This window comes from Kineococcus rubinsiae (assembly GCF_011839805.1).
Lineage (GTDB): Bacteria > Actinomycetota > Actinomycetes > Actinomycetales > Kineococcaceae > Kineococcus > Kineococcus rubinsiae.
In genome coordinates this window covers 19,480-44,456 of record NZ_VWPY01000037.1, presented here as the reverse complement: position 1 = coordinate 44,456, position 24,977 = coordinate 19,480, and the positions used below count along the sequence as shown (strand labels likewise).

21 protein-coding genes are annotated in these 24,977 nt (G+C 74.0%); 10 read left to right on the top strand and 11 right to left on the bottom strand.

The genetic code is table 11. The features are described 5' to 3' along the window. Positions 1 to 299 precede the first annotated feature (299 nt). Positions 300 to 2,099, top strand: a complete 1,800-nt coding sequence (locus tag F1544_RS16365) for an AMP-dependent synthetase/ligase (RefSeq protein ID WP_167587148.1) — start codon at positions 300 to 302, stop codon at positions 2,097 to 2,099. Next, positions 2,096 to 3,487: a hypothetical protein gene (locus F1544_RS16360; protein ID WP_167587146.1), complete on the top strand. Its 1,392-nt coding sequence runs from the start codon at positions 2,096 to 2,098 to the stop codon at positions 3,485 to 3,487. Before F1544_RS16365 ends, F1544_RS16360 begins: the two co-directional genes overlap by 4 nt. Here the strand turns inward: F1544_RS16360 and F1544_RS26500 are convergent. The 3 genes from F1544_RS26500 to F1544_RS16345 all read right to left on the bottom strand — a co-directional run bounded on the left by F1544_RS26500 (position 3,396) and on the right by F1544_RS16345 (position 6,422). Then, positions 3,396 to 4,616 (bottom strand): glycosyltransferase family 4 protein, encoded by a 1,221-nt coding sequence (locus F1544_RS26500; RefSeq protein WP_167587144.1) that lies wholly within the window; start codon positions 4,614 to 4,616, stop codon positions 3,396 to 3,398. The genes F1544_RS16360 and F1544_RS26500 overlap by 92 nt on opposite strands. A gap of 59 nt (positions 4,617 to 4,675) precedes the next feature. After that, the gene (locus F1544_RS16350) at positions 4,676 to 6,133 is read right to left on the bottom strand and encodes a hypothetical protein (RefSeq protein ID WP_167587142.1); all 1,458 of its coding nucleotides are present in this window, start codon (positions 6,131 to 6,133) and stop codon (positions 4,676 to 4,678) included. Between the two features lie 67 nt (positions 6,134 to 6,200). Then, the gene (locus F1544_RS16345) at positions 6,201 to 6,422 is read right to left on the bottom strand and encodes a hypothetical protein (RefSeq protein WP_208972029.1); all 222 of its coding nucleotides are present in this window, start codon (positions 6,420 to 6,422) and stop codon (positions 6,201 to 6,203) included. Positions 6,423 to 6,619: 197 nt separating this feature from the next. Here F1544_RS16345 and F1544_RS16340 point away from each other — a divergent pair, with 197 nt between their 5' ends. Together F1544_RS16340 and F1544_RS16335 are read left to right on the top strand one after the other, a co-directional pair. Further along, positions 6,620 to 8,386 (top strand): DEDD exonuclease domain-containing protein, encoded by a 1,767-nt coding sequence (locus F1544_RS16340; protein ID WP_167587138.1) that lies wholly within the window; start codon positions 6,620 to 6,622, stop codon positions 8,384 to 8,386. Between the two features lie 46 nt (positions 8,387 to 8,432). Next, positions 8,433 to 8,714, top strand: a complete 282-nt coding sequence (locus tag F1544_RS16335; protein WP_167587136.1) for an Lrp/AsnC family transcriptional regulator — start codon at positions 8,433 to 8,435, stop codon at positions 8,712 to 8,714. Positions 8,715 to 8,790: 76 nt separating this feature from the next. Here F1544_RS16335 and trpD read toward each other — a convergent pair whose 3' ends face one another. Continuing rightward, the gene (gene trpD / locus F1544_RS16330; RefSeq protein ID WP_167587134.1) at positions 8,791 to 9,888 is read right to left on the bottom strand and encodes an anthranilate phosphoribosyltransferase; all 1,098 of its coding nucleotides are present in this window, start codon (positions 9,886 to 9,888) and stop codon (positions 8,791 to 8,793) included. 307 nt (positions 9,889 to 10,195) lie between these two features. Between trpD and ctaE the strand changes: the two genes are divergently transcribed. The 4 genes from ctaE (at position 10,196) to qcrB (ending at position 14,553) form a co-directional block, all read left to right on the top strand. Further along, entirely contained in the window at positions 10,196 to 10,843 is a 648-nt protein-coding gene (ctaE, locus tag F1544_RS16325; protein WP_167587132.1) for an aa3-type cytochrome oxidase subunit III, read from the top strand. A gap of 71 nt (positions 10,844 to 10,914) precedes the next feature. After that, on the top strand, positions 10,915 to 11,757 hold the full coding sequence (gene qcrC, locus F1544_RS16320) for a cytochrome bc1 complex diheme cytochrome c subunit (RefSeq protein ID WP_167587131.1): 843 nt from the start codon (positions 10,915 to 10,917) through the stop codon (positions 11,755 to 11,757). Between the two features lie 79 nt (positions 11,758 to 11,836). Continuing rightward, entirely contained in the window at positions 11,837 to 12,877 is a 1,041-nt protein-coding gene (qcrA, locus tag F1544_RS16315) for a cytochrome bc1 complex Rieske iron-sulfur subunit (RefSeq protein ID WP_167587130.1), read from the top strand. Then, positions 12,874 to 14,553, top strand: a complete 1,680-nt coding sequence (gene qcrB, locus F1544_RS16310; protein ID WP_167587129.1) for a cytochrome bc1 complex cytochrome b subunit — start codon at positions 12,874 to 12,876, stop codon at positions 14,551 to 14,553. The genes qcrA and qcrB overlap by 4 nt, the downstream gene beginning before the upstream one ends. Positions 14,554 to 15,167: 614 nt before the next feature. Here qcrB and F1544_RS16305 read toward each other — a convergent pair. The 7 genes from F1544_RS16305 to F1544_RS16275 all read right to left on the bottom strand — a co-directional run bounded on the left by F1544_RS16305 (position 15,168) and on the right by F1544_RS16275 (position 23,106). Next, entirely contained in the window at positions 15,168 to 16,418 is a 1,251-nt protein-coding gene (locus F1544_RS16305; RefSeq protein WP_167587128.1) for a L,D-transpeptidase, read from the bottom strand. A 658-nt stretch (positions 16,419 to 17,076) separates the two neighbouring features. Beyond that, a complete protein-coding gene (locus tag F1544_RS16300) occupies positions 17,077 to 17,478 on the bottom strand; it encodes a cytochrome c oxidase subunit 4 (RefSeq protein ID WP_167587127.1) in 402 nt (133 codons plus the stop codon). 6 nt (positions 17,479 to 17,484) lie between these two features. Then, positions 17,485 to 19,272, bottom strand: a complete 1,788-nt coding sequence (gene ctaD / locus F1544_RS16295; RefSeq protein WP_167587126.1) for an aa3-type cytochrome oxidase subunit I — start codon at positions 19,270 to 19,272, stop codon at positions 17,485 to 17,487. Continuing rightward, positions 19,272 to 20,201, bottom strand: coding sequence for an aa3-type cytochrome oxidase subunit II (ctaC, locus tag F1544_RS16290; protein WP_167587125.1), 930 nt, complete (start codon positions 20,199 to 20,201; stop codon positions 19,272 to 19,274). The genes ctaD and ctaC overlap by 1 nt, the downstream gene beginning before the upstream one ends. A gap of 101 nt (positions 20,202 to 20,302) precedes the next feature. Then, on the bottom strand, positions 20,303 to 21,001 hold the full coding sequence (gene aat, locus F1544_RS16285) for a leucyl/phenylalanyl-tRNA--protein transferase (protein ID WP_167587124.1): 699 nt from the start codon (positions 20,999 to 21,001) through the stop codon (positions 20,303 to 20,305). A 106-nt stretch (positions 21,002 to 21,107) separates the two neighbouring features. Further along, positions 21,108 to 21,479, bottom strand: coding sequence for a HesB/IscA family protein (locus tag F1544_RS16280; RefSeq protein ID WP_167587123.1), 372 nt, complete (start codon positions 21,477 to 21,479; stop codon positions 21,108 to 21,110). Between the two features lie 115 nt (positions 21,480 to 21,594). Beyond that, on the bottom strand, positions 21,595 to 23,106 hold the full coding sequence (locus F1544_RS16275; protein ID WP_167587122.1) for a dipeptidase: 1,512 nt from the start codon (positions 23,104 to 23,106) through the stop codon (positions 21,595 to 21,597). A gap of 93 nt (positions 23,107 to 23,199) precedes the next feature. Between F1544_RS16275 and F1544_RS25890 the strand changes: the two genes are divergently transcribed. After that, entirely contained in the window at positions 23,200 to 23,886 is a 687-nt protein-coding gene (locus F1544_RS25890) for a DUF3043 domain-containing protein (protein WP_208972019.1), read from the top strand. A gap of 64 nt (positions 23,887 to 23,950) precedes the next feature. After that, positions 23,951 to 24,961, top strand: a complete 1,011-nt coding sequence (locus F1544_RS16265) for an aldo/keto reductase family protein (RefSeq protein WP_167587121.1) — start codon at positions 23,951 to 23,953, stop codon at positions 24,959 to 24,961. The last annotated feature ends 16 nt before the right edge of the window (positions 24,962 to 24,977 follow it).

Sequence of the window (24,977 nt, the reverse complement as noted above, 5' to 3'; positions counted from 1 at the left end):
GGCGGGCGCTCCGGGGTGCGCGGGAGGCGTCGCGGTGCCGCGGGGCGCGCGGTGGCGGCCGCCGGCGGCGGGCGCGCGGGTGTCGTCCATCGGGGGTGCACCTCCTCTGTCCCGCCGATCGGCCGCCGGCCGCGCTTCCTGAGCACCGCGCGCCACCCGTCCACAGGCTCGATCTCCCCTCCCCGACGAGCACCCCGGCGCCGGGTAGGGTCGGGTCCCTGCCCGCGCCTGCCACCGGCGGACGTGCACGAGGCAGCACACCGGTCGACGACGCCCGTGGGCCCTGGCGAGGAGGAACCGTGCGGAGCACCAGCGAGCCACTGCTCGTGGAGGTGGCGGCGACGGGGAACATGACGGACTGCGTCGTGGACACCGCCCGCGAGGCGCCGGCCCACGTCACCGTCAGCACCAAGGCCCCCGACGGCAGCTGGCACGACGTCACCGCCGAGGCGTTCCTCACCGCGGTGCGGGGCCTCGCCAAGGGCCTCGTCGCGGCGGGCGTCGAACCGGGCGACAAGGTCGCCCTGCTGTGCCGCACGCGCTACGAGTGGACGCTGGCCGACGTGGCGACCTGGTTCGCGGGGGCCGTGACCGTCCCCGTCTACGAGACGTCCTCGGCCGAGCAGATCCGCTGGATCCTCGCCGACTCCGAGGCCGTCGTGTGCCTCGTCGAGACCCCCGAGAACGCGGCCCGCGTCGCCTCCGTGCGCGGCGACCTGCCCCGTCTGCGCGACGTGTGGACGATCGACTCGGGCGCCGTCGAGGAGCTCACCGCCGCGGGCCGCGAGGTCGGCGACGAGCAGCTGGAGCGGGCCCGCACCTCGGCCGGCCCGCACGACCCGGCCACGATCATCTACACCTCGGGCACGACCGGCCGGCCCAAGGGCTGCGTCCTGTCCCACAGCAACTTCCGCGACCTGTCCCTGAACGCCTACGCCGCGATCCCCGAGGTCCTCGCCCGCGAGGGCGCCGCCACGCTGCTGTTCATCCCGCTGGCCCACGTCTTCGCGCGCTTCATCCAGGGCCTGTGCCTGGTGAACCGGATCCGGATGGGTCACACGCCCGACGCGAAGGACCTGCTGCCGGACCTGGCCGGGTTCCGCCCGACCTTCATCCTCGCGGTGCCGCGGGTGTTCCAGAAGGTCTACAACGGCGCCGAGCAGAAGGCCGCGGCCGGCGGCAAGCTCAAGGCCCGCATCTTCGAGGGCGCCTCGAAGACGGCGATCGCCTGGTCCCGCAGCCTGGACGACCGGGGCCCGAGCCCCGTCCTGCGTGCGCGCCACGCCCTGTTCGACCGGCTCGTGTACTCCAAGCTGCGGACCCTGCTCGGCGGGCGCGTCGAGTTCGCCGTCTCCGGCGGCGCCCCGATGGGCGAGCACCTCGCGCACTTCTTCCGCGGTGTCGGGCTCGTCGTGCTGGAGGGCTACGGCCTCACCGAGACGACCGCGCCGCTGGCCGTCAGCCGCCCGTCGCGCCTGCGCATCGGCACCGTCGGGCCGCCCCTGCCGGGCACCGACCTCACCATCGCCGAGGACGGCGAGATCCTCGCCCGCGGCCCGCAGGTCTTCTCCGAGTACCTGCACCGTCCCGAGGACACGGCCGCGGCGATGGCCGGCGGTTGGTTCCACACGGGCGACCTGGGCGACATCGACGCCGACGGGTACCTGCGGATCACGGGGCGCAAGAAGGAGATCATCGTCACGGCCAACGGCAAGAACGTGGCGCCGGCCCAGATGGAGGACCGGCTGCGGGCCCACACCCTCGTCTCGCAGTGCGTCGTCGTGGGCGACCAGCGCCACTTCATCGGCTGCCTCGTCACCCTGGACGCCGAGTCGCTGCCGAGCTGGGGCACCAACCACGGCAAGCCGGGCCTGGACGTCGAGCGCGCCCGGCAGGACCCCGACGTCCTCGCCGAGCTGCAGCGCGCCGTCGACGCCGTCAACGAGACCGTGAGCCGCGCCGAGTCGATCCGGAAGTTCCGCGTCCTGCCCGGCGACTTCACCGTCGAGAACCAGTACCTGACGCCGTCGCAGAAGGTGAAGCGCGGTGAGGTGCTGAAGGACTTCGCGGCCGACGTCGAGGCGATCTACGCCCCGTGACGCGCCGCTCGGCCACCACGCTCCTCGCGTGGTGGGTGCTGCTCGCCCTCGCGACCCACAGCGTCGTGCGCTACCGCTGGTGGCTGGTGGCGGGCTACGTGGCCGTGGCGGTCGTCGTCGTCCTGCTCGCGGTGACGGGCCGCGACGACCGCAGCGCTGACGGCGGCACCGACCGCAGGAGCGCACCGCGCCGGCGGTGGGCGGGCGCGGTCGGCGGGGTCCTCCTGCTGGTGGCCGCGACCCACCTGGCGCTGACCCCCTTCAGCTACGTCGCGCCCTCGACCCTGCTGGCGGTCCGGGCCGCCCTCGCCGTGGCCGCGGTGCTCGTGGCCGTGCTGCTGGCGCTCCCCCGCCGGGGCACCGGCGCGGTGGCGCTCGTCGTGGCGGTGGCCGCCTCGGCCGGGACGTCGGCCGCCGTGGTCGTCGGCGACCCCGCCCCGCACATCGACGTCTGGGTGATCCTGCAGCAGGCCGCGGACGGCATGGCGCAGGGCCGCTCGATGTACGCGCAGGTGTGGCGCGGTTCCCCCGGCATCACCGACGCCTTCGCCTACCTGCCGTGGACCGCGGTCCTGACGGCCCCCGGGCGCTGGCTCGCGGGTGACGTCCGCTGGGCGCTCGCGGGCCTGCTGGTCCTCACGGCCCTGCTCGTCGCGGCGACGGGCCGCTGGCGCCGCCCGGCGCTCGGCGCGGCCGCGCTCCTCCTGCTCTCGCCCGGGACGAGCACGCTCGTCGAGCAGGCGTGGACGGAGCCGACCGTGCTCGTCGGCCTGGCCGCGTGGGCGCTGCTCGTCTCCCGCGAGCGCGCCTGGTGGGCCGTGGTGCCGCTGGCGGTGGCGCTGGCGTCGAAGCAGCACGTCGTCCTGCTGCTGCCGCTGGTCGCCGTGTGGCCGCGCTTCGGGCTGCGCCGCACCCTCGCCACCGCGGGGGCGGCCGGGCTGCTGGTCGCGCCCTGGCTCGTCGCGGGGCTGCCGGACTTCCTGCACGACACCGTCTCCACGATGCTCGAGCTGCCGCCCCTGCGCTTCGCGGACACCCTCTACACGGCGCTGCTCAACGAGACGGGCGTGCAGCTGCCGTTCGCGGTCGTCGGCCTGCTGATCGGCGGGGTGCTGCTGCTGGCCGTCGTGCGCCTGCGCCGCCACCCCGTGGGGCTGCCGGGTCTGCTGACGTGGTGCGCGGCGGTGCTGCTGGTCGCCAACCTCGTCAACAAGCAGGCCTTCTACAACCAGTACTGGCTCGTGGGCGGCCTGCTGCTGGAGGCCTTGGCCGCGCGCGCCGGGCAGGCGCCCGCGGTCAGCGCGCCGGCGGCGCGTCCTCGACGTCCCGGCCGGCGAGCAGGGCGTCCAGCCGCTGCGCCTGGAGCGCCCAGCCCCAGCGCCCGCTGACCCACGCCCGCCCGCGCTCGCCGAAGGCACGCGCCGTGGCGCGGTCCAGCAGGAGCGCGGAGACCCGCTCCGCGACCGCGGCGACGTCGCGACCGTCCACGACGTGGCCGTTCTCCCCGTCGAGCACCGCGTCGGGGGCGCCGCCGGAGTCCCCCGCGACGACGGGCAGCCCGCACGCGGCGGCCTCGAGGTAGCAGATGCCCAGCGCCTCGGGTTCGAGACCGGCCAGGCGCGTGCGGGTCGGCATGCAGAAGACGTCGCCCGCGTCGTAGTGCGCGGGGGTGTCCGACCACGGCACGGCCCCGGTGAGGACGACGTCGTCCTGCAGGCCCAGCTCGGCGACGAGCTGCTCGACGCGGCGCCGGTGCGGGCCGTCGCCGACGATGAGCAGGGCCGCCCCGGGCACCGCGCGCCGGATCGCGGGCAGCGCCCGCACGAGGACGTCCTGTCCCTTGCGCGCCACGAGCCGGGACACGCAGACCACGACGGGCCGCTCCCCCAGCCCCAGCTCGCGGCGCACGCGCTCGCCGCCGCAGCCGGGGTGGAACACCGCGTCGTCGACGCCCGGGGTCAGCTGCCGCATCCGCGCCCGGGCCGCCGCGGTGAGCGGCCGCTCGATGCGCGAGCGGCACCACGGCCCCAGGTAGGTGAGCGTGTCCGTCGCCTCGCCGATGCGCCGCAGGGCGCGGCGGGAGCCCGGCAGGGTCGACCACCACACCTCGTGGCCGTGGGTCGTGGCCACCGCGCGCCGGACCCCGTGCCGGCGCAGGGCCGGCGCCATGAGGGCCAGCGGGGCCGCCGCCCCGAACCACACGCGGTCGCAGCCGTGGGCGCGGGCCGTCGCGGCGACGCGGCGCGTGATGGCCGGGGTGGGTACCAGGAGGCGGGACGGGTCGCGCACCACGTGGACGCCCTGCGCCGCGAGCTCGGCGTCGACCGCCGCGCTGCCGGGCTGGCGGGCGGTGTGCACGACGACGGCGGGGCGTGCCGCGTCCTCCCCGTCGGCTGCGTCCATCCGGTCCGCGTCGGCGCGGGCCAGGGCGGGCAGCCGCCGCACGACCTCCAGCACGAAGGACTCGATGCCGCCCGTGCGCGGCGGGAAGTCGTTGGTGACGACGAGCGTGCTCACGCGCCGATCATCCCGGTCGCCGGCGCCACCGGCAGCGCCCCGGTCACCGGCGCGGCCGGTCACCAGCCGTCCAGCCCGCCCCGCACGTCGGCCTCCCAGCGGCGCCGGACGTCCTCGAACGCCTCGCCGAACGCGCGGTAGCAGCCCTCGTCGAGCCGCTGGGCGGGCTCGGCGGCGGGTAGGCCGCCGCGGTCGGGAGCAGCGGCCAGCCCCCGGTAGAGCCCGGTGACGGCCTCCGCGGCGGTCCGCCGGGCCACCGACGTCACGAGCGTCCAGCCGGCTGCGTACGCGACCTGCAGCGCGGTGGGGTCGGCCGCGGCGAAGGCGTCGTCGTCCGGGACCAGGACGGGCGCCCCCGCCGCGACGGCGTCCAGCAGCGGCCGCGCGAGGGCCCGGGCGTCCAGGCCGCGACCGGCCCGGGCCGCGTAGTCCGCGTAGCCCTCGACGAGCCAGCGGGGCAGCGCCCCGGGCGCGGTCACCGTGGTGGCGGCCCGGGTGGCGACGTGGACGAGCTCGTGGGTCAGCGTGATGTGGCGGCCGAGCCGCGTGAGGCCCGGGAAGCGGGCGGGCTGCACGACGATCCGCACGCCCGCGGGGCGGCCGTCGGGGAGCTCCGCCTCGACGCCGACGGCGAGGGCGTCCAGGCCGGCCACCTGCGCCGGCGCGACCCCGGCCAGGCGGGCGGCGTCCGCGGCCGTCGCGGGCACGACGACCGCGGTCGCCCGGGGCCAGTCCGTGCCCCAGGCCGCGTCGACCCGCTGCGCGGCGTCGCCCAGGTCACCGGCCAGCTCGGCGGCGAGCGCCGCGGTGTCCACCGCGTCGGGACCGCTCCCCGCGATGCGCAGCACCACCCCGCGCTCCCCCGGCAGCACCTCGACGTCGCCGAGGTCCCACGGCTGCGGGGTCCCCGGGTCCGCGACGGGCGCGAGGAGCCAGCGGCCCTCGCGCCGCACCACGCCCGTGCGGGCGCGGGTGACGACGTCCCGCTCCTCGCCGCGCACGCGGACGCGCAGCAGCAGGTCGGCCGTGGCGGCGAGCTCGACGGCGCCCTCGGGCTCGGCCGCGGACGGGCTCACCGACGACGACGGGCCCACCGACGACGAGCCCGGCGACGGGTCCGACGGCGACGGGGCCGCCGTCGTGCCCGGCGTCGCGGCCGCCGTGACGTCGGCGGCCCACGCGGCGACCCCCGCGGCGACCGCCCGGGCGTCGGAGGTGCGCAGCGCGTCCAGCTCGGACGGGGCGGCCACCACCTCGGCCAGGGCGTCCGCCCCGGCGACCAGCGCGAGGCCGCGCCGCTGCAGGAGCCCCACGACCTCCTCGGCCGTGGGCACGGGGACGCTGCCGGGGGTCACCGAGGGCACGGCGGCCTCGCCCGGACCCGTCGCCGGACCCTGCGCCGCGTCGTCGCGGCCGCCGGTGCACCCGGCGAGCGCCGCGACCGCACCCGCACCCACCGCGCCGAGCACCGCGCGCCGGGTGGCTCGCCCGCGGCGGGGTCCGGACGTCGGCGGCACCCGGGCATCGTGTCACCGCCCGCTCCCTCGGCACCGGCCCGCACCGCCCCTCGGCGGGGGCCGGTGCTCAGCCCGCGGCGCGGCGGCCGGTCGCCCCCTCCCGGCGGTGCAGGCGCAGCGGGGGGACCATCCCGGCCCCGGCCAGCACCTCGAGGGCACCTCGCTCGTCGGCGTCCAGCTCGGGCCCGGCGGCCTGCGGACGCTCGCCCGGCATCCCGAGCAGCACCGAGACGACGCACTCGCCGCAGGCCCGGGGCCGTTCGGTGCAGCTGTCGCAGTCGATGAGCATCGGCACCTCCACACCGTCGCGGGCTGCTCCGCCCGACCGGTCCCTCGACCGGCCTGGCGCACGCTAGGGAGGACCTCCGACACGGGCCCCCGGCGCCGGCCGGACCGCCCTCCCGCGACGCTGCTCGCGACGCCCGGAGCGGCCGGACCCGGCGCGCCGCAGCGGGTGTGTCGCAGGCGGCTCCTACGGTGACCGACATGCCCACCGCGCTCCACCCCCCGGCCTCCCGGCCGCAGGCCGTGCAGACGAGCTTCGAGGACCTCGGCCGTCCGCTGGCGACCACGACCTTCGTCGTGGTCGACCTGGAGACCACGGGCGGGTCGCCGTCGGAGGCGGGGATCACCGAGATCGGCGCCGTGAAGGTCCGCGGGGGCGAGGTCCTCGGGGAGTTCCAGACGCTCGTGCGCCCGCCGTCGGCCATCCCGGCCTTCGTGCAGGTGCTCACGGGCATCACCAACGCCATGGTGGCCTCGGCCCCGACCGTGGAGGCGGTCGTGCCGAGCTTCCTGGAGTTCGCGCGCGGCGCGGTCCTCGTCGCCCACAACGCCCCCTACGACACGGGCTTCCTGCGCGCCGCCTGCGCCCGCAGCCAGATCGCCTGGCCGGCCCCCGAGGTCGTCGACACCGTCGTCCTGGCCCGCCACCTGGTGCTGCCCGACGAGGCCCCCGACCGCAAGCTCGGCACGCTCGCGCGCCTGTTCGGCGCGAGCACCACGCCGGACCACCGCGCGCTCTCCGACGCCCGGGCCACCGTGGACGTCCTGCACGCGCTGCTGGGGCGCCTCGGCAACCGGGGCGTGCAGACCCTGGAGGACCTCAAGACGTTCGCGGCCCGCGTGCCCGCCGCCCGCCGGGCCAAGCGGCACCTGGCCTTCGGGCTGCCGTCCGCGCCGGGGGTCTACCAGTTCCGCGACGCGGCCGGCCGCGTCCTGTACGTCGGGACCTCGGTCGACGTCCGCCGCCGGGTGTCGTCGTACTTCACGGCCTCGGAGACGCGCCCCCGCATGACGGAGATGGTGCGCGCCGCCACGACGGTCGTCCCGGTCGTGTGCGAGACCCCGCTCGAGGCCCGCGTGCGCGAGCTGCGGCTCATCGCCGAGCACGAGCCGCCGTACAACCGCCGCTCCAAGCGGCCCGAGCGCGGGACGTGGGTGAAGCTCACGGCCGAGGCGTGGCCGCGCCTGTCCCTGGTGAAGCAAGTCCGCGAGGACACCGGCGCCGGGGCCGCCTACCTGGGCCCGTTCCGCTCGGCGCACTCCGCCGAGCTCGCGGTCGCCGCCCTGCACGAGGCCGTCCCGCTGCGCCAGTGCACGCGGCGCATCCCCCGCACCCCGCGCGCGGAGGACCCGGGCGCCTGCGTCCTGGCCGAGCTGGGCCGCTGCGGTGCCCCGTGCCTGGGCCCGCAGCGCGGGGGTCAGGACGCGGAGTCCTACGCGGCGGTCGTCGACGCGGCCCGCCAGGCCCTGACCGTGGACGCCCGCTCGACGTTCCAGGCCGTGCGCGAGCGCATGACCTCCCTGGCCGCGCAGCAGCGCTTCGAGGAGGCTGCCACCCACCGCGACCGCCTCGACGCGTTCCTGCGCGCGGCCGAGCGCGCGCAGCGCCGCGCCCCCCTGGGCGACGCCCCGGAGCTCGTGGCCGCCCGGCGCAGCGCCCCGTCGCCCGGCTGGCCGGTGGGCGGCTGGGAGCTCGTCCTCGTGCGCTACGGCCGCCTCGCGGGGACGAGCCTGACCCCGCGCGGCGCGGACCCCATGCCGTACGTGGAGGCCCTGCGGGCCACCGGCGAGGTCGTGGCCCCTCCCGGCCCCGGGCGGCCCGGCCTGCTGACGGAGGAGACCGACGCCCTGCTGACCTGGCTGGAGCAGCCGGGCGTGCGCCTGGTGTCGGTGGAGGACCCGGAGGTCTCGCCGTGGACGTGCCCCGTCAACGGGGCGGGCTGGGCGCGCTCCCTGCTGGAGGCCTGAGGCCGCAGGGCGGGTGCGCGGGGCCCGCCCGCACTAAGCTCCCCGCGTGATCACCGCCATCGTGAACGTGCAGACGGACGGTCGGCGCATCCCCGAGGTCGCCACCGCCCTGGCCGAGATCCGCGGCGTGTCCGAGGTCTACTCGGTCACCGGCGACGTCGACCTCATCGTCATGGTGCGCGTCGCCCAGCACGAGGAGCTGGCCGACGTCATCGCCGGCGAGGTCAACAAGGTCGACGGCGTGACCGGCACGACGACGAACATCGCCTTCCGCGCCTACTCCCGCCACGACCTGGAGAGCGCCTTCTCCCTCGGCCTCGACGGCTGACGCGGGCCCCCGGGGCACCGCGGACGCGCTGGGTCACCGCGGACGCGCCAGGACGCCTGCGGGGCGCCGCGAGGCGTCAGGACGCGCTGGCGCGCACCCAGCGCTCGAGCACGTCGGCCGCGGCGCCGGAGTCGAGCGCGTCGCCCGCCCGGCGCACGGCCTCGGCCAGGTGGTCCGCGAGCGCGCCGACGAGGTCGCCGCCGGCGGGTGAGCGCACCCCCGCCGCGACCATCGCCGCGGCCGCGTTGAGGACGACCGCGTCGCGCACGGCCCCGCGCTCGCCCGCCAGGAGGCGCCGGGCGACCTCCGCGTTGTGCTGCGCGTCGGCGCCGCGGAGGTCCGCGAGCGTCGCGGGGGCGAGCCCCAGCTGGGCGACGGGGTCGATCAGCGTCTCGGACACCTCGCCGCCCTCGACCACCCAGACCGCGGCGGGACCGGTGGTGGTGAGCTCGTCGAGCCCGTCCTCGCCGCGGAAGACGAGGGCCGAGGTGCGGCGCCGCGCGAAGACGCCGGCGACCAGCGGGGCCAGCCGGCGGTCGGCGACGCCCACGGCGGCGGCCCCCGCGCGAGCCGGGTTGGTCAGCGGCCCGAGGACGTTGAACGCCGTGGGGACGCCCAGGCCGCTGCGGGCGCCCGCCGCGTAGCGCATGGCCGGGTGGAAGACCTGGGCGAAGCAGAAGGTGATGCCGACCTCGGTGGCGAGCTCGCCCACGCGCTGGGGCGGCAGGTCCAGGCGGACGCCCAGCGCCTCCAGCACGTCGGCCGACCCCGACGCCGAGGACGCGGCGCGGTTGCCGTGCTTGACGACGCGGTGCCCCGCCCCGGCCAGGACCAGGGCCCCCATGGTCGAGATGTTGACCGTGTTCGCCTGGTCGCCGCCGGTGCCCACGAGGTCGACCAGCGGCCCCGGGACGGACAGCGGCACGCCGTGGGCGAGCATCGCGTCGGCGAGCCCCTCGAGCTCGGCCACGCTCTCGCCCTTGGCGCGCAGCGCGACGAGGAAGCCGGCGAGCGCGACGTCGTCGGCGACGCCCGACATGACCTGGCCCATCGCCCAGGCGGCCTGCGGCGCCTCGAGGTCGCGGCCGGCCAGCAGGTCCGTCAGCAGGGAGCGCCACGTCGGCACCGCCGGGCGGGGTGCGGACGCCGCGGTCGGGGACGGGCTGCTGCTCATGGCGGGGTTCCCGGGGTGGTGGGGACAGGACGAGCCAGACCCTACTGAGCCGCCGCCCCGCCGCGGCGGCCCCGGGGACCGCGCGGCGGGCCCGCGCGGGGCGGCCAGGCGCCGTCCGCCGCGGCGGGAAGCGCCCTCCGGGACCTCCCCGCGACCCCGCCGAGTCCTCCCCGAGACCTCCGCGGGGACGTGAGCGACCTGCGGAGAAGCCGTGACGGAGCGTCGCGCCGGCTCGGCCGGGAGATCTACGACACGTTGTCGGTGGGCCGAGCGGCGCACCCCGGGGGACGTGGGGCATGATGTCGACGTGGCGAGTGCACAGGCTGTCCAGAGCAGTACCCCGAGCCCTGCTCACGGTTCCGTGAACCGGCCGAACATGGTCTCGGTCGGGGTGATCGTGTGGCTCTCGAGCGAGCTCATGTTCTTCGCCGGGCTGTTCGCGATGTACTTCACGATCCGCTCGGTCGCACCGGCCCTCTGGGAGTCCGGTCCCGCCGAGCTGAACGTGCCGTTCTCCAGCGTGAACACGACCATCCTGGTGATCTCGTCGTTCTGGTGCCAGTTCGGCGTCTTCGCCGCCGAGCGCTTCCAGCCGCGACGCACGGGCCGCCTGTGGCAGGCCTCCACCTGGGGCATGCAGGAGTGGTTCGTCCTCACCTACATCTTCGGCGCCCTCTTCGTGACCGGTCAGGTCTACGAGTACGCCGAGCTCGCCCACGAGGGCCTGACGATCGCGACCAACGCGTACGGCTCCGTCTTCTTCCTGACGACCGGCTTCCACGGGATCCACGTCCTCGGCGGCCTCATCGCCTTCCTCTTCGTCATCGGCCGCTCCTTCTCGGCCAAGCGCTTCGGCCACCAGGAGGCCACCAGCGCGATCGTCGTCAGCTACTACTGGCACTTCGTCGACGTCGTCTGGATCGGCCTCTTCACGGTCATCTACATCCTCAAGTAGTCCTCCCGGAGCGGTCCACGGCTCCGCACCGAACCGCACGCCCAGCACCGACGGAAGCGAGCACCACGACCGTGACCAGGACCCTCACCGCCCTCAGCGCCCGACGGCGCCACCCGCTGGCCGTCGTCGTGCTGATCGCGTTGGCGCTCCTCCTCGTCGGCGGGCTGTACGCGGCACTGGCGCCGCGCGCGGCGGAGGCCTCCACCGCGACGGCCTCGGCGGACGACGTCGAGACGGGCAAGAAGCTCTTCCTCGCCAACTGCGCCACGTGCCACGGTCTCAACGCCCAGGGCGGCGGGGTGACCGTCAACGGCGACACCGCCCAGAACCCGGGCCCGTCGCTCATCGGCGTCGGGGCCGCGGCCGTCGACTTCCAGGTCGGCAGCGGGCGCATGCCGCTCGCGCAGAGCGGGCCGCAGGCGCCCAAGGTCAACAAGATCCGCTTCTCGCAGGAGCAGATCGACCAGATGGCCGCCTACATCGCCTCGCTGGCCCCCGGCCCCGCCATCCCCACCGAGGAGCAGCTGGACGTCTCCACGGTGAACGACGAGCAGCTCGCCCGCGGTGCCGCGATCTTCCGCACCAACTGCGCCATGTGCCACAACTTCGCCGGCAAGGGCGGCGCGCTGACCGAGGGCAAGTACGCCCCGAGCCTCGACGAGGCCAGCGCCAAGCACATCTACGAGGCGATGCTGACCGGCCCGCAGTCGATGCCGGTCTTCAACGACACGACCATCAGCAGCGAGGACAAGACGGCGATCATCGCCTGGCTGACCCAGGACGAGAAGCGTCCCGACCCGGGCGGGCTCACCCTCGGCTCCGTCGGCCCCGTGAGCGAGGGCCTCTTCGCCTGGATCGCGGGCATCGGCCTCCTCATCGGGTGCTCCGTCTGGCTGGGGATGAAGTCCTCGTGACCCGGCGCTCCGGCGCCGGCCGGTCGCACCTCACCACCACCACCGCGTCAGCGGTACGTCGCACGAACGGGCAGGGAGCATGAGCGAGATCGAGCGCGCGGGCGACGCGCACGGGCAGGGCCCGGGCACGACCCTCGCCCGCGGCCAGGGCGGCGTCGCCGAGAAGTTCGAGAACCCGGGGCTGCCGGAGCACCGGCACCGCATGGGTGACACCGACCCGAAGGCCGCGCGCCGCGCCGAGCGTCAGGTCGCCATCCTCCTGGTGCTCTCGATGATCGGCTCGGTCCTCATCGTGGTGTCGATCATCGGCGTCAAGTACGACGGGTCCTTCAATCAGATCAGCCTGTCGACGAAGGCCATCGGCCTGTCGATGTTCCTCTCGCTGTTCGCCCTCGGCGTCGGCGCCGTGCACTGGGCCAAGACCCTCATGCCCGACGACGAGCGCATCGACTACCGCCACCGCCAGCGGGGCACCACGGCCGAGCGGGACCAGGCGGTGGCCATCCTCAAGGAGGGCACCGACGAGTCCGGCATCGCGCGCCGCCCCCTGATCCGCAACACGCTGATCGGCGCCGGCGTCCTCTTCCCGATCCCCGCGGTCTTCTTCTTCCGCGACACTGGCCCCCTCCCGGGCGACGACCTCTCGACCACGATGTGGCGCGAGGGCATGTACCTCACGAAGGACCCCGAGGGCGGGCGCATCCGCGCCTCCGACCTCGGTCTCGGCTCCGTCGTGCACGTCATGCCCGAGGGCATCGAGGACCAGGAGGAGATCCTCAACGCCAAGGCCAAGGCCGCGGTGCTCCTCATGCGCCTCGAGCCCGAGCTCCTCAACCCCGGTTCCGGGCGCGAGGACTGGGCGGTCGACGGCATCGTCGCCTACTCGAAGATCTGTACCCACATGGGCTGCCCCGTGGCCCTGTACGAGCAGCAGACCCACCACCTGCTGTGCCCGTGCCACCAGTCGACGTTCGACGTGACACGGGAATGCAAGGTGATCTTCGGCCCCGCCAAGAGGGCCCTCCCGCAGCTGCCCATCCGGGTTGACGCAGAGGGTTACCTTCAGGCACAGAGCGGTTTCCACGAAGCCGTCGGCCCGAGCTTCTGGGAGCGTGGATGAGCAGTCAGACCACCGTCGACAAGGTCGCGGCGGGCATCGGCAACTACGCCGACGACACCGCAGGCGCCAGCAAGATCGTCAACGGATTCGCCCGCAAGATCTTCCCGGACCACTGGTCCTTCATGCTCGGGGAGATCACGCTCTACAGCTTCGTCATCCTGCTGCTCACCGGGACGTTCCTCACGTTCTTCTACGAGCCCAGCGCAGCGGAGACGACCTACACCGGCATCTACGCCCCGCTGGCCGGTCAGACGGTCTCCGAGGCCTACGCCTCCTCGCTGCGCCTGTCGTTCGACATCCGCGGCGGCCTGCTGATGCGCCAGGTCCACCACTGGGCGGCCCTGGTCTTCGTCGCCGCGACGATCGTGCACATGGCCCGCGTCTTCTTCACCGGCGCGTTCCGCAAGCCGCGCGAGCTGAACTGGGTCATCGGTGGCGTCCTCGCCCTGCTGGCCGTGTTCGAGGGCTTCACCGGCTACTCCCTCCCCGACGACCTGCTGTCCGGGACCGGCATCCGCATCGCGGACGCGATCATCCTGGCCGTGCCCGTCGTCGGCAGCTACATCAGCTTCTTCCTCTTCGGCGGTGAGTTCCCGGGCCAGGACTTCATCCCGCGGTTCTTCACCATCCACATCCTTCTGCTCCCGGCGGTGATGCTGGCGCTGATCGTGGTCCACCTCTTCTTCGTGGTGATCCACAAGCACACCCAGTACCCCGGCCCGGGCCGGACCGAGGACAACGTCGTCGGCTTCCCGCTCTTCCCGGTGTACGCCGCGAAGGCCGGCGGGTTCTTCTTCATCGTCTTCGGCGTCATCGCCCTGATCGCCGCGCTGTTCTCGATCAACCCGATCTGGGCCTACGGCGCCTACGACCCCTCCCCCGTCACCGCCGGCTCGCAGCCGGACTGGTACATGGGCTGGCTCGACGGCGCGGTCCGGCTCATGCCGGGCTGGACGGAGATCTCGGCGTTCGGCTACACGCTCTCGCTGAACATCTTCATCCCGACGACCGTGATCATCCTGTTCGTGATGGGCGCCCTGGTGGCATACCCCTACCTCGAGCAGATCGCCACGGGCGACAAGCGTGAGCACCACCTGCTGGACCGCCCCCGCAACGCCCCGACCCGCACCGGGCTCGGCGTCATGGCCGTCACGTTCTACGTGCTGCTGTGGATCTCGGGCGGCAACGACATCATCGCCCACATCATGCAGCTGTCGATCAACGACATCACCCGGTTCTTGCGGGTGGCGCTGTTCGTCCTGCCGGCGATCGCGTTCGTGGTCACCAAGCGGATCTGCCTGGGCCTGCAGCGCAAGGACCGCGAGAAGGCGCTGCACGGTCGTGAGACCGGGCGCATCGTGCGGCTGCCGCACGGTGAGTTCATCGAGGTCCACGCCCCGCTGTCCGACCTGGAGCGCTGGACCCTCGTGCAGCACGAGGTGCAGCGCCCCATGGAGATCGAGGACCGCGTCGACGCGGGCAACCCCGACACCCTCTACGGGCGGTTCCAGCGCCGGCTCTCGAAGTTCTACTTCGAGGACCGCGTGGAGCCGGTGACCCCGGCCGAGGTCGAGGCCGCGCACAGCCACGGCGAGCTCGGCTCCGACGAGGAGCACCTGGCCGTCGGCGACAAGGAGAACGCCGCGATCGGCACCTCCCAGACGCTGCACGGCTGATCCAGCCGCACTGACGACGAAGGCCCCGGGCGATCCGCCCGGGGCCTTCGTCGTGTCCGGGGCACCCCTGCGAGACGGGCCGCCCGGGTCGTCGTCAGGTGACGCACGAGCCAACCGGCTGAGGAGGACTGGATCGGGCGAGCTGAGTGGAGCAGGCGGTGCTCGGCGTCGTCCGGGTCCGCGGTGCCGCCGCTCCCCCGCCGTCGACGGTGCGAGCCGCCCGCCCCGGAACGAAGACGTCACCGTCGTCGTCGTGACGGACTGCCGACTTCCCGACTGCTCGTCGAGCATGGACGCGGTGGTCCGCCGCCGCCAGTGCCGGCGACGGGGTCCGTCGCCGGGCTGCTCGTGGCGCACCGCCTCGCCGACGAGGTCTGGCCTCAGCCGACGAGCTGATGCACTTGCGCGGCGTCACACCCCCACCTGCAGCAGCCCGACCACCGACCCCTCCGTGATCATGCAGGTATTACCTGCATGATCACGGCGGGTGGTCGGGATCTTTGACGAAGGCCCCGGGCGGAGAGCTCGGGGCCTTCGTCGTGCCGTCGGCGTGCTGGCGCCTTCGTCGTGCGGGGTGCTGAGGGCAGGTCGGTCGACTTGTCCCGCAGCGGGGCTCAGGCGCCGAGGGCCGAGCCGGCCTTCCACTCCGGGAAGGTCTCGTTCCACACGTTGAAGCCGTTGCCGGGCTCGATGGTGCGGTCGCTGCCCACGTAGGAGACGACGTCGCCGACCTTGGAGTTGTCGAACATCCACTTCGCGTCCGCGGTGCTCATGCCGGTGCAGCCGTGGCTGACGTTGGCCCGGCCCTGGGACGACACCGACCAGGGGGCGGCGTGGAGGAACTCCCCCGAGTTGGTCAGGCGCATCGCGTACTTGGTCGCCACGTTGTAGTAGTTCGGGTCGTCCGGGCTGACGCCGGTGGTCTCCGCGTCCATCTGGCGGGTCGCCTCCAGGCTCATGATGACCTTGGTCCCGCTGCGGGTGATGTACTTCCCGCCGTTGCCGGTCTGCCCGAGCGTGACGGGGATGGTCCGCAGCACGGCCCCGTCGCGCGTCACCGTGAGCGTGTGGGCGGCGATGTCCACGGTGCTGACCATCGCGCTGCCGACGGTGAAGTCGATGTCGCGGGTCTTGCCCCAGACGCCGGGGCTGACCTCGACGTCACCGAGGTCGAGGTCGACGTGGACCGTCGTGTGAGCGGGCCAGTAGTCCGCGGGCCGGTACTCGAGCTTCGACGGGGAGATCCAGTTCCAGGCGCCCTCGACCGGGGCGGGCTGCGTGGTGACGTGCAGGTTCTGCTCGACGGCCGCGCGGGCGCTGTCGGCGACGGGCTCGTCGAGCGTCACGATGACCGGCATGCCGACCCCGACGGTCGAGCCGGACAGCGGCGCCACCGCGGGGAACGCGGTCGCGACCGGCGTGAGCGTCGTCAGGGCGCTGTCGCGCGTCACCTGCCCCGCCGCTCCGGTGGCGACGGCGTGCACGGCGTAGCGCGTCGCGGGCGCGAGGGCACCGGAGCTCGTCCACGTGGTGCCGGCCGGGTCCAGCGCCCCCTCCAGGGGGGCGCCGTCGGGGCCGGAGACCGTGACGTCCTGCAGCGTGCCGTCCTTCACGCTGACCGTCACCGGGGCGTCCAGGCGGACGTCGGCGGTCGCGTCGGTGGGCGTCACGGCGATCGTCGCCGGGACGGCCGACGGCGAGGCGGCGGACGAGGCCGGCGCGGCCGCGCCGTCGGAGGACGCCGTGGACTGGCACGACGCGAGCGGGAGGGCCAGGCCGGCCAGCACCAGAGCCGGCAACCACCGGCGTGCCCGGTGGCGGCGCTGCGGCGGCGCGGTGGTGCGGCTGGACGACGACGTGCTCACGACGGTGCTCCCCCTGTTCGGCCCGCCGGTCACGACCGGCGGGCGTTCTCCCCCGCAGCCATCGTGCCACGCGGTCCCCTCCACCAGAGTGACGTCACCGCGGTCCGGAACGTTGCACGCCACGTGTTCCGGATCCGTCACACGTCGGCTGGGCGGTGCGGTGCCGGCGGAGGCGGATCTCCCGGCCGCGGCCACCCCGCGGGTCCGCCCTGGTGCGGGCGGCGCGGACGAGGCACCGGACCTCCCCCGCCCTGCGTGCCCCCTGTGCCGCCGGGACCGCGCGGCGGTGCCACGGGTGCCACGAGCCGCGTGCGGGGCGCCCAGCGGTACCTGGAGAGCTCGAGGGAGACGTCCAGCCCCCACCCTCCGGGAACGACCGTGCGAGCGGGCTGCAGTGCCGCGCACCGAGCCGCCAACGCGGTGCTGCGCCAAGCAGGGCCGGCCCCCCCCAGAGACCGTCGGCTCGGGGTACGGGGCGACCGGGTCCCGCGAGGGCGCCCCGGCCGTCGGCGACTCCCCCGGCCGCGACACGGGGCCTGCGTACGCCCTGAGCCGTCACCCGGCGACCCGGTGACGCGGAGCGCCGGGGCCGGGGCCGGGAACGACGAAGGGCCCGCAGCACCGTGAGGTGCTGCGGGCCCTGCGGGGGTTCGTCCGCTCAGTGAGCGTGCTCGCCCTGGTAGTACTCGAAGACCCAGCCGAGGAGCATCGGGATGCTGACGACGACGCCGATGAGCCAGAGCCACCAGCCGACCGCCACACCGCCGAAGGCGATGGCCCCGCCGAAGGCGAGGAAGAGCGGCCACCAGCTGTGCGGGGAGAAGAAGCCCTGCTCGCCGGCGCCCTCCTCGACGTTCGCCCGGGGGTTGTCCTCCGGGCGGTCGTCGATCCGGCGCGCGGTGATGGCGAGGTAGGTGCCCACGAGCAGCGCCAGGCCGCCCGTGAGGATCAGGGCGATCAGCCCGACCGGCTCGTTCCACTGCGTGAGCAGCCCGTAGACGAACCCGATCGGGATGAAGAAGAGGATCCCGCCCGAGAAGAGCCAGGTTTCAGCCTTCATGAGTGGTCAGTGCCCCTTCCCGCCGCGGACGTCTTCCTGACGCCCGGACAGATCGGCTTCGCCGTACACGTGGTCGAGGAGGTTCTTGCTGCGGCCGTCGGTCGGGGTGTCGTGCGCGGCGACCTCGGGGTGGTGCAGGTCGAACGCGGGACGCTCCGAGCGGATGCGGGGCAGCGAGGTGAAGTTGTGCCGCGGCGGCGGGCAGGAGGTCGCCCACTCGAGCGAGGCGCCGTAGCCCCACGGGTCGTCCACGGTGACCTTCTCGCCGTGGCGAGCGGTCTGGTAGACGTTCCAGAGGAAGGGCAGGAAGGACAGGCCGAGGACGAAGGACCCGATCGTGGAGATCTGGTTCATCGTCGTGAAGCCCTCGCCCGGCAGGTAGTCCGCGTAGCGGCGCGGCATGCCGGCGGCCCCCAGCCAGTGCTGGATGAGGAACGTGGTGTGGAAGCCGACGAACAGCAGCCAGAAGTGGATCTTCCCCAGGCGCTCGTCGAGCATCTTGCCCGTGAGCTTGGGCCACCAGAAGTAGAAGCCGGCGAACATCGCGAACACCACGGTGCCGAAGACGACGTAGTGGAAGTGCGCGACGACGAAGTAGGAGTCCGACAGCTGGAAGTCCAACGGGGGCGCCGACAGGATGACGCCGGTGAGGCCACCGAAGAGGAAGGTGACCAGGAAGCCGACCGACCAGAGCAGCGGGGTGTCGAAGGTCAGCGACCCGCGCCACATCGTGCCCAGCCAGTTGAAGAACTTCACGCCCGTCGGGACCGCGATCAGCATGGTCATGAAGGCGAAGAAGGGCAGCAGCACCTTGCCGGTCACGTACATGTGGTGCGCCCACACCGTGACCGAGAGGCCGGCGATGGAGATGGTCGCGAAGACCAGGCCCTTGTAGCCGAAGACGGGCTTGCGGCTGAAGACCGGGAAGATCTCCGTCACGATGCCGAAGAACGGCAGCGCGATGATGTAGACCTCCGGGTGGCCGAAGAACCAGAACAGGTGCTGCCACAGGATCGGGCCGCCGTTCGCGGCCTCGAAGACGTGGGCCCCCATCACCCGGTCCGCCGCCAGCGCCAGCAGCGCGGCCGCGAGCACCGGGAACGCCATGAGGATCAGGACGCTGGTGATGAGCGTGTTCCAGGTGAAGATCGGCATCCGGAACATGGTCATGCCGGGGGCGCGCATGCAGACGATCGTGGTGATGAAGTTGACCGCGCCGAGGATGGTGCCGAAGCCCGAGAAGGCCAGGCCCATCACCCAGAGGTTGCCGCCGAGGCCGGGTGAGTGGACCACGTCGGACAGCGGGGCGTAGGCGAACCACCCGAAGGAGGCCGCGCCGCCCGGGGTCACGAAGCCGGCGCCGGCGATGAGGCCGCCGAAGAGGAACAGCCAGTACGCGAACATGTTCAGCCGCGGGAACGCGACGTCCGGCGCGCCGATCTGCAGCGGCATGATCGCGTTGGCGAACGCGGAGAACAGCGGCGTCGCGAACAGCAGCAGCATGATCGTGCCGTGCATCGTGAACGCCTGGTTGTACTCGTTCTTGGTGTTGAAGACCTGCATGCCGGGCTCGAAGAGCTCGGCGCGGATCAGCAGCGCCATGATCCCGGCGAGCAGGAACCAGATGAACGCGGTGATGAAGTACAGGTTGCCGATGACCTTGTGGTCGGTGCTGGACAGCCAGCCGGCGATCACGGCGCCGCGGCGCTGGGGGACGACGGCGCCGCGCGGCTGGCGGACCTGCGTCGTCACGCGGGCGGCGATCCCCGGTGCGTTGAAGCTCTCGGTGGCCATCAGTTGCTCCCGTCCACGGATGCGTCCTTCTCACGCTCGATGGAGTCCGCCTGGACCCCCGCGAGCTCGTTGGCACCCGCGAGGGAGGTGGGCAGCGAGCCCGTCTTCCCGACGGCTTCGAGGTCGTCCATGTGGTCCTGGTACTCCTCCTGCGAGACGACCTTCACGTTGAAGAGCATCTCCGAGTGGTAGTCGCCGCACAGCTCCGCGCACTTGCCGCGGAAGTCGCCCTCCTTGGTGGGGGTGACCTGGAACTTGTTCGGGCTGCCCGGGATGAGGTCCATCTTCATCAGGAAGGCGGGGATCCAGAACGAGTGGATGACGTCGCGGGAGTAGAGGTCGAACTGCACGCGCTCGTTCACCGGCAGGTAGAGCGTGGGCAGCTGCTCCTCGACCCCGGACTGACCCGTGAGGTCGGCCTGGCGACCTGTGTCGTAGACGTTGGAGTCGACGTAGTTGAAGTCCCACGACCACTTCTTGCCGACGACCTGGACGGTCACGTCCGGCTTCTCGCTCGTGTCGAGGATGGCCTGCTGGTCGCGCGCCACGTAGTAGAAGAGGACGCCGACCATCATGACCGGGACGATCGTGTAGAAGATCTCGATCGGCATGTTGTAGCGCACCTGCGCCGGCAGCTCCGGGTCGTTCTTGCGGCGCCGGTAGGCGACCACGACCCAGATGGTCAGGCCCCACACGAGGACCCCGACGGCGAGCGCCGCGATCCAGGAGCCGTTCCAGAGCGTCTGGATGCGCTCCGTCATGTTGGTCGCGCCCTCGGAGGCGTCCGGGAGGAAGCCGTTGCGCAGGCTCGCGTCCGGCACGTCGGCGTTGCTGCTGCAGCCCGACAGGAGCAGCAGGGCACCGGTGGCGGCTGCGGCGAGCAGCGTCCCGGAGGGACGGCGACGACGTGTCGCGCCCAGATCTCGCATGACCAAAGCCGGCCTTCCCACGGGTCCTCACGACAAGTTCGGGGCCGCCCGTGTGAGGAGTGTGTGCTCCTCGCACGGAGAGGTCCCGCTGAGTGGTGAGACTACCCCTCGTCGTAGCTGGTGCACCCCTCGGGGCGCGCCGAGAAGGACGGGGGCACAGGCAGCGCCAGGGCTGCCCCCAGCAGGCGCAGGTAGCGTCCGCGCGGGACCGCCTGCACGCCGAGGGTGGCGAGGTGCTCCGTGCGCCACTGCACGTCCACCAGCCGCCCCTCGACGCCGTCCGACGTCATGACGCCCGCCAGGGCGACGACCGCGGCCTTGGAGGCGTCGGTCGTGCGGTGGAACTTGGACTCGGCCGCGAAGAGGCCGCCGATGCTGATGCCGTAGAGGCCGCCGGCGAGCTCGCCGTCCTCGAAGACCTCCACCGAGTGGGCCCACCCGAGCGCGTGCAGGCGCCGGTAGGCGGCCGCGACGTCGGCGGTGATCCAGGCGCCCTCGCGCGAGGGGTCCGCGCAGCCGTCGACCACGTCGGCGAAGGCGGTGTCCACGCGGACCTCGAAGCGGCGCAGGGAGCGCCGCAGGGAGCGCGAGACGTGCACCGCGGCCGGCAGCAGGACGCCCCGGGGGTCCGGCGACCACCACCCGAGGGGTCCCTCGCCGCCCCCGCCGAGCCCCATGGGGAAGTAGCCCGCCGCGTAGGCGGCCAGCAGGGTCGAGGGCAGCAGGTCGCCCCCCGAGGCGACGAGGTCCTCCCCCGCCTCGGGCGTCAGGTGCGCGAAGTCGAAGCGGGCCGGCGGCACGGGGACGCGCGCACGGGGGCGGCTGACGCGGGGGGAAACGCCGACGACCCCCGCACCGGCCGGTGCGGGGGTCGTCGGGTCGTCCGCGACGGTCAGGGTGCGACCGTCAGGAGAAGGAGTCCCCGCACGCGCAGCTGCTGCCGGCGTTCGGGTTGTCGATCGTGAAGCCCTGCTTCTCGATCGTGTCGGCGAAGTCGATGGTGGCGCCCGAGAGGTACGGGGCGCTCATCTTGTCCACGACGACCCCGACGCCGGAGAAGTCGCGCACGGCGTCCCCGTCGAGGGTGCGCTCGTCGAAGTAGAGCTGGTAGATGAGGCCGGAGCAGCCGCCGGGCTGGACCGCGATGCGCAGACGCAGGTCGTCGCGCCCCTCGGACTCCAGCAGGGTGCGGACCTTGGTCGCGGCCACCTCGGTGAGCTCCACGCCGTGGGCTTCCGCGGGGGTCTGCTCGGTCTGGACGGTGGTGGAGGTGGTCATGGACATCGTCTCCGGTTCGCTCGTCGGCGGTCGTGACTTCTCGCCTGCTGCTTCGCTCAACCGGCGCGGGGTGACGGGTGTTCCCGCGCGCCCCGCTCGGCGTCGCCCCTGAAGACTACGACGACGCGGGGGCCGGCGCCGCCGTGGACGTCGTCGTCGGCGCGGTGGCCGCGAGCCCGTCGAGCAGCAGCACCTCCCCCAGGCACGCCGAGGCGAAGTCGGCCAGGTGCAGGGACTCGTCCGCGCCGTGGGCGCGGGAGTCCGGGTCCTCGACGCCCGTGACGAGGATCGCCGCGCCGGGGTAGACCGCGGCCAGATCGGCCACGAAGGGGATGGAGCCGCCCATCCCGATCTCCACGACCTCGGCGCCGAAGGCCTCGGCGAAGGCCGCGCGGGCCACGTCGTGCGCGGGCGAGGACGTGTCGGCCGCGAAGGCCTGCCCCGCCTCCCCCGCCGTCACCGTCACCCGGGCGCCGAAGGGCGCGTTGGCCTCGAGGTGGCGGCGCAGCGCGGTCATGGCGGCCGCGGGCTCCTGCCCGGGGGCGATGCGCAGGCTGAGCTTGGCGCGGGCGGAGGGGATGAGCGTGTTGCTGGCGTGCTCGACGTCGGTGGCGTCCAGGCCGATCACCGACAGGGCCGGGCGCGTCCAGAGCCGGCTCGTCAGGGGGCCGGTCCCGGCCAGGCGCACCCCGGGCAGGACGCCCGCGTCGGCGCGGAACTGCGCCTCGGTCAGCTCGGTGCCCGGCGGGAGGTCGGCCGCGACGCCGGTGTGCAGCCCGCGCACGGCGACGTCGCCGTTCTCGTCGTGCAGCGTCGCCACCAGGCGGCAGAGCGAGGTGAGGGCGTCCACGACCGGTCCGCCGTTGACCCCGGAGTGCACGGCGTGGGACAGGACGTCGACCCGCACGTCGCAGTCGACGAGCCCGCGCAGCGTGGTGGTGATGGCGGGCACGCCCGTGCGCCAGTTGGCGGAGTCCGCGACGACGATGGCGTCGGCGGCGAGGTCGGCGCGGTGCTCGGCGAGGAACGCCTGGAAGGTCGGCGAGCCGATCTCCTCCTCGCCCTCGACGAAGACGGTCACGCCCACGCCGTCCTCGGGGCCCCACAGGGGCAGGACGGTGCGCAGCGCGCTGACGTGCACCATGACGCCCGCCTTGTCGTCGGCGGCGCCGCGGCCGAACAGCCGCCCGTCGCGCTCGGCGGGCTCGAAGGCGGGGCTGGCCCAGTCCTCCGGGCGCCCGGGGGGCTGCACGTCGTGGTGGGCGTAGAGCAGGACGGTCGGGCGCCCGGCCGGCGCGGGCCGGCGCGCGATGACGGCGGGTGCGCTGGTGGCGCCGTCGCCCGTGGCGGTGACGATCCGGACCTCCGGCAGGCCGGCGTCGCGCAGCAGCCCGGCCACGGCCTCCGCGCTCGCCGCGACGTGCGCCTGGTCGAAGGCCGGCGCGGAGACGCTCGGGATGCGCACGAGCCGCTCGAGGTCGGCGCGCGTGGCGTCGCGCTGGGCCGCCGACGCCGCCCGCAGGGCCGCGGTGCGCTCCGGCCCGGGTGGGGGCAGGGCGCCCGGCGCGGTCGTGCCCGCCGCGCTGGCGGGTCGCTGGTCGCTGGTCGCAGAGGTGCCGTCGCTCACGGTGCGGACGCTACCGAAGTCGCCCGGGCGGGGCCGGTCGCCGGGGCGTCGCGCCGCCTCCCGCGCGGGCGGGGGTGCCGTACGCTCCTGCTCGTGTTCGGACGCCCGAAGGAGAAGCAGGCCCCCGGGGCCACCACGACGGTGAGCCTGAGCAAGGAGGGCGGCGACGCGCGGCCGGCGGGTACCGGCCGGCGCCTGGTGCGCGCCTCGCGCAAGGCGCCCGTGGCCACTCCCCCGGCGAGCCTGACCAAGGAGGGCGGCAAGGGCCGGCCGACGCCGAAGCGCAGCGACGCGCAGGCCCGCAACAAGCGCCCCCTCGTCCCCACCGACCGCAAGGCCGCCTCCAAGGTGGCGCGCGAGGCGGCCCGCGAGGAGCGCGCCCGCATGCAGGTCGCCCTCACCACGGGCGACGAGCGGCACCTGCCCGTCCGCGACCGCGGCGCGCAGAAGCGCTTCGTGCGCGACGTCGTGGACGCCCGCCGCAACGTCGGCGAGTACTTCCTCATCATCGCGGGGGCGTCGCTGCTGATCTCCCTGCTGTCGCAGTCGCTCGGCTCGCAGTCCCTGCTGGTCGCCACCACCGTGCTCATCTACGGGATGCTCGCGGTCGCGATCGCCGACTCCTTCGTGCTGAGCCGCCGCATCAAGCGCGCGCTCGCCGAGCGCTTCGGCGACACCCTCGAGGGCGGCCTGACGGGCTACGGCGTGACGCGCGCCCTGCAGATCCGCCGCCTGCGCCGCCCGATCCCGATGGTCCCCCGGGGTGGCGCACCCCGCTGACCCGGACGCCCGCCGCGCGGGGGCCCGCTGGCCCCGCGCCGGGCGACGGCCCTAGCGTGCGGTCATGGAGTTCCGACACCTCGGCAGCAGCGGTCTCAAGATCTCTGAGATCACCTACGGCAACTGGCTCACCCACGGGTCCCAGGTGGAGAACGACGCCGCCATCGCGTGCGTCCGCGCCGCGCTCGACGCGGGCATCACCACCTTCGACACCGCCGACGTCTACGCGAACACCGCGGCCGAGACCGTCCTCGGCCAGGCGCTGAAGGGCCAGCGCCGCGAGTCCCTCGAGATCATGACCAAGGTCTACTTCCCGACGGGCCCCAAGGGCCCGAACGACACCGGCCTGTCCCGCAAGCACATCAGCGAGTCCATCGACGGGTCCCTGCAGCGCCTCGGCACCGACCACGTCGACGTCTACCAGGCCCACCGCTACGACCACGCGACGCCGCTCGAGGAGACCGTCCAGGCCTTCGCCGACGTCGTGCGCGCGGGCAAGGCGCTCTACATCGGCGTCAGCGAGTGGACCGTGGAGCAGCTGCGCGCGGGTCAGGACCTGGCGCGCCAGCTCGGGTTCCGCATCGTGTCCAACCAGCCCGAGTACTCGGCGCTGTGGCGCGTCATCGAGACCGAGGTCGTGCCCGCGTCGCGCGAGCTGGGCATCGGGCAGGTCGTCTTCTCCCCCATCGCCCAGGGCGTCCTGACCGGCAAGTACCTGCCGGGGGCGGAGCTGCCCGCGGGCTCGCGGGCCACCGACGCCAAGGGCGGCGCGGACATGATCAGCCGCTGGCTGCAGGACGACGTCCTCACCCGCGTGCAGGCGCTCAAGCCCGTCGCGGACGAGCTGGGCCTGACGCTCGCGCAGCTCGCGATCGCCTGGGTGCTGCAGAACGACAACGTGTCCGCGGCCATCATCGGCGCCTCGCGGCCCGAGCAGGTCACCGCGAACGCGCAGGCGTCCGGGGTCGTGATCCCGCCGGAGCTGCTGCAGCGCATCGACGAGGCGCTGGGCGACGTCGTCGAGCGCGACGTGGCCAAGACGGCCGACCGCTCGCCTCGCGAGCGCCTCACCTGAGTCCCCGCTCCTGAGC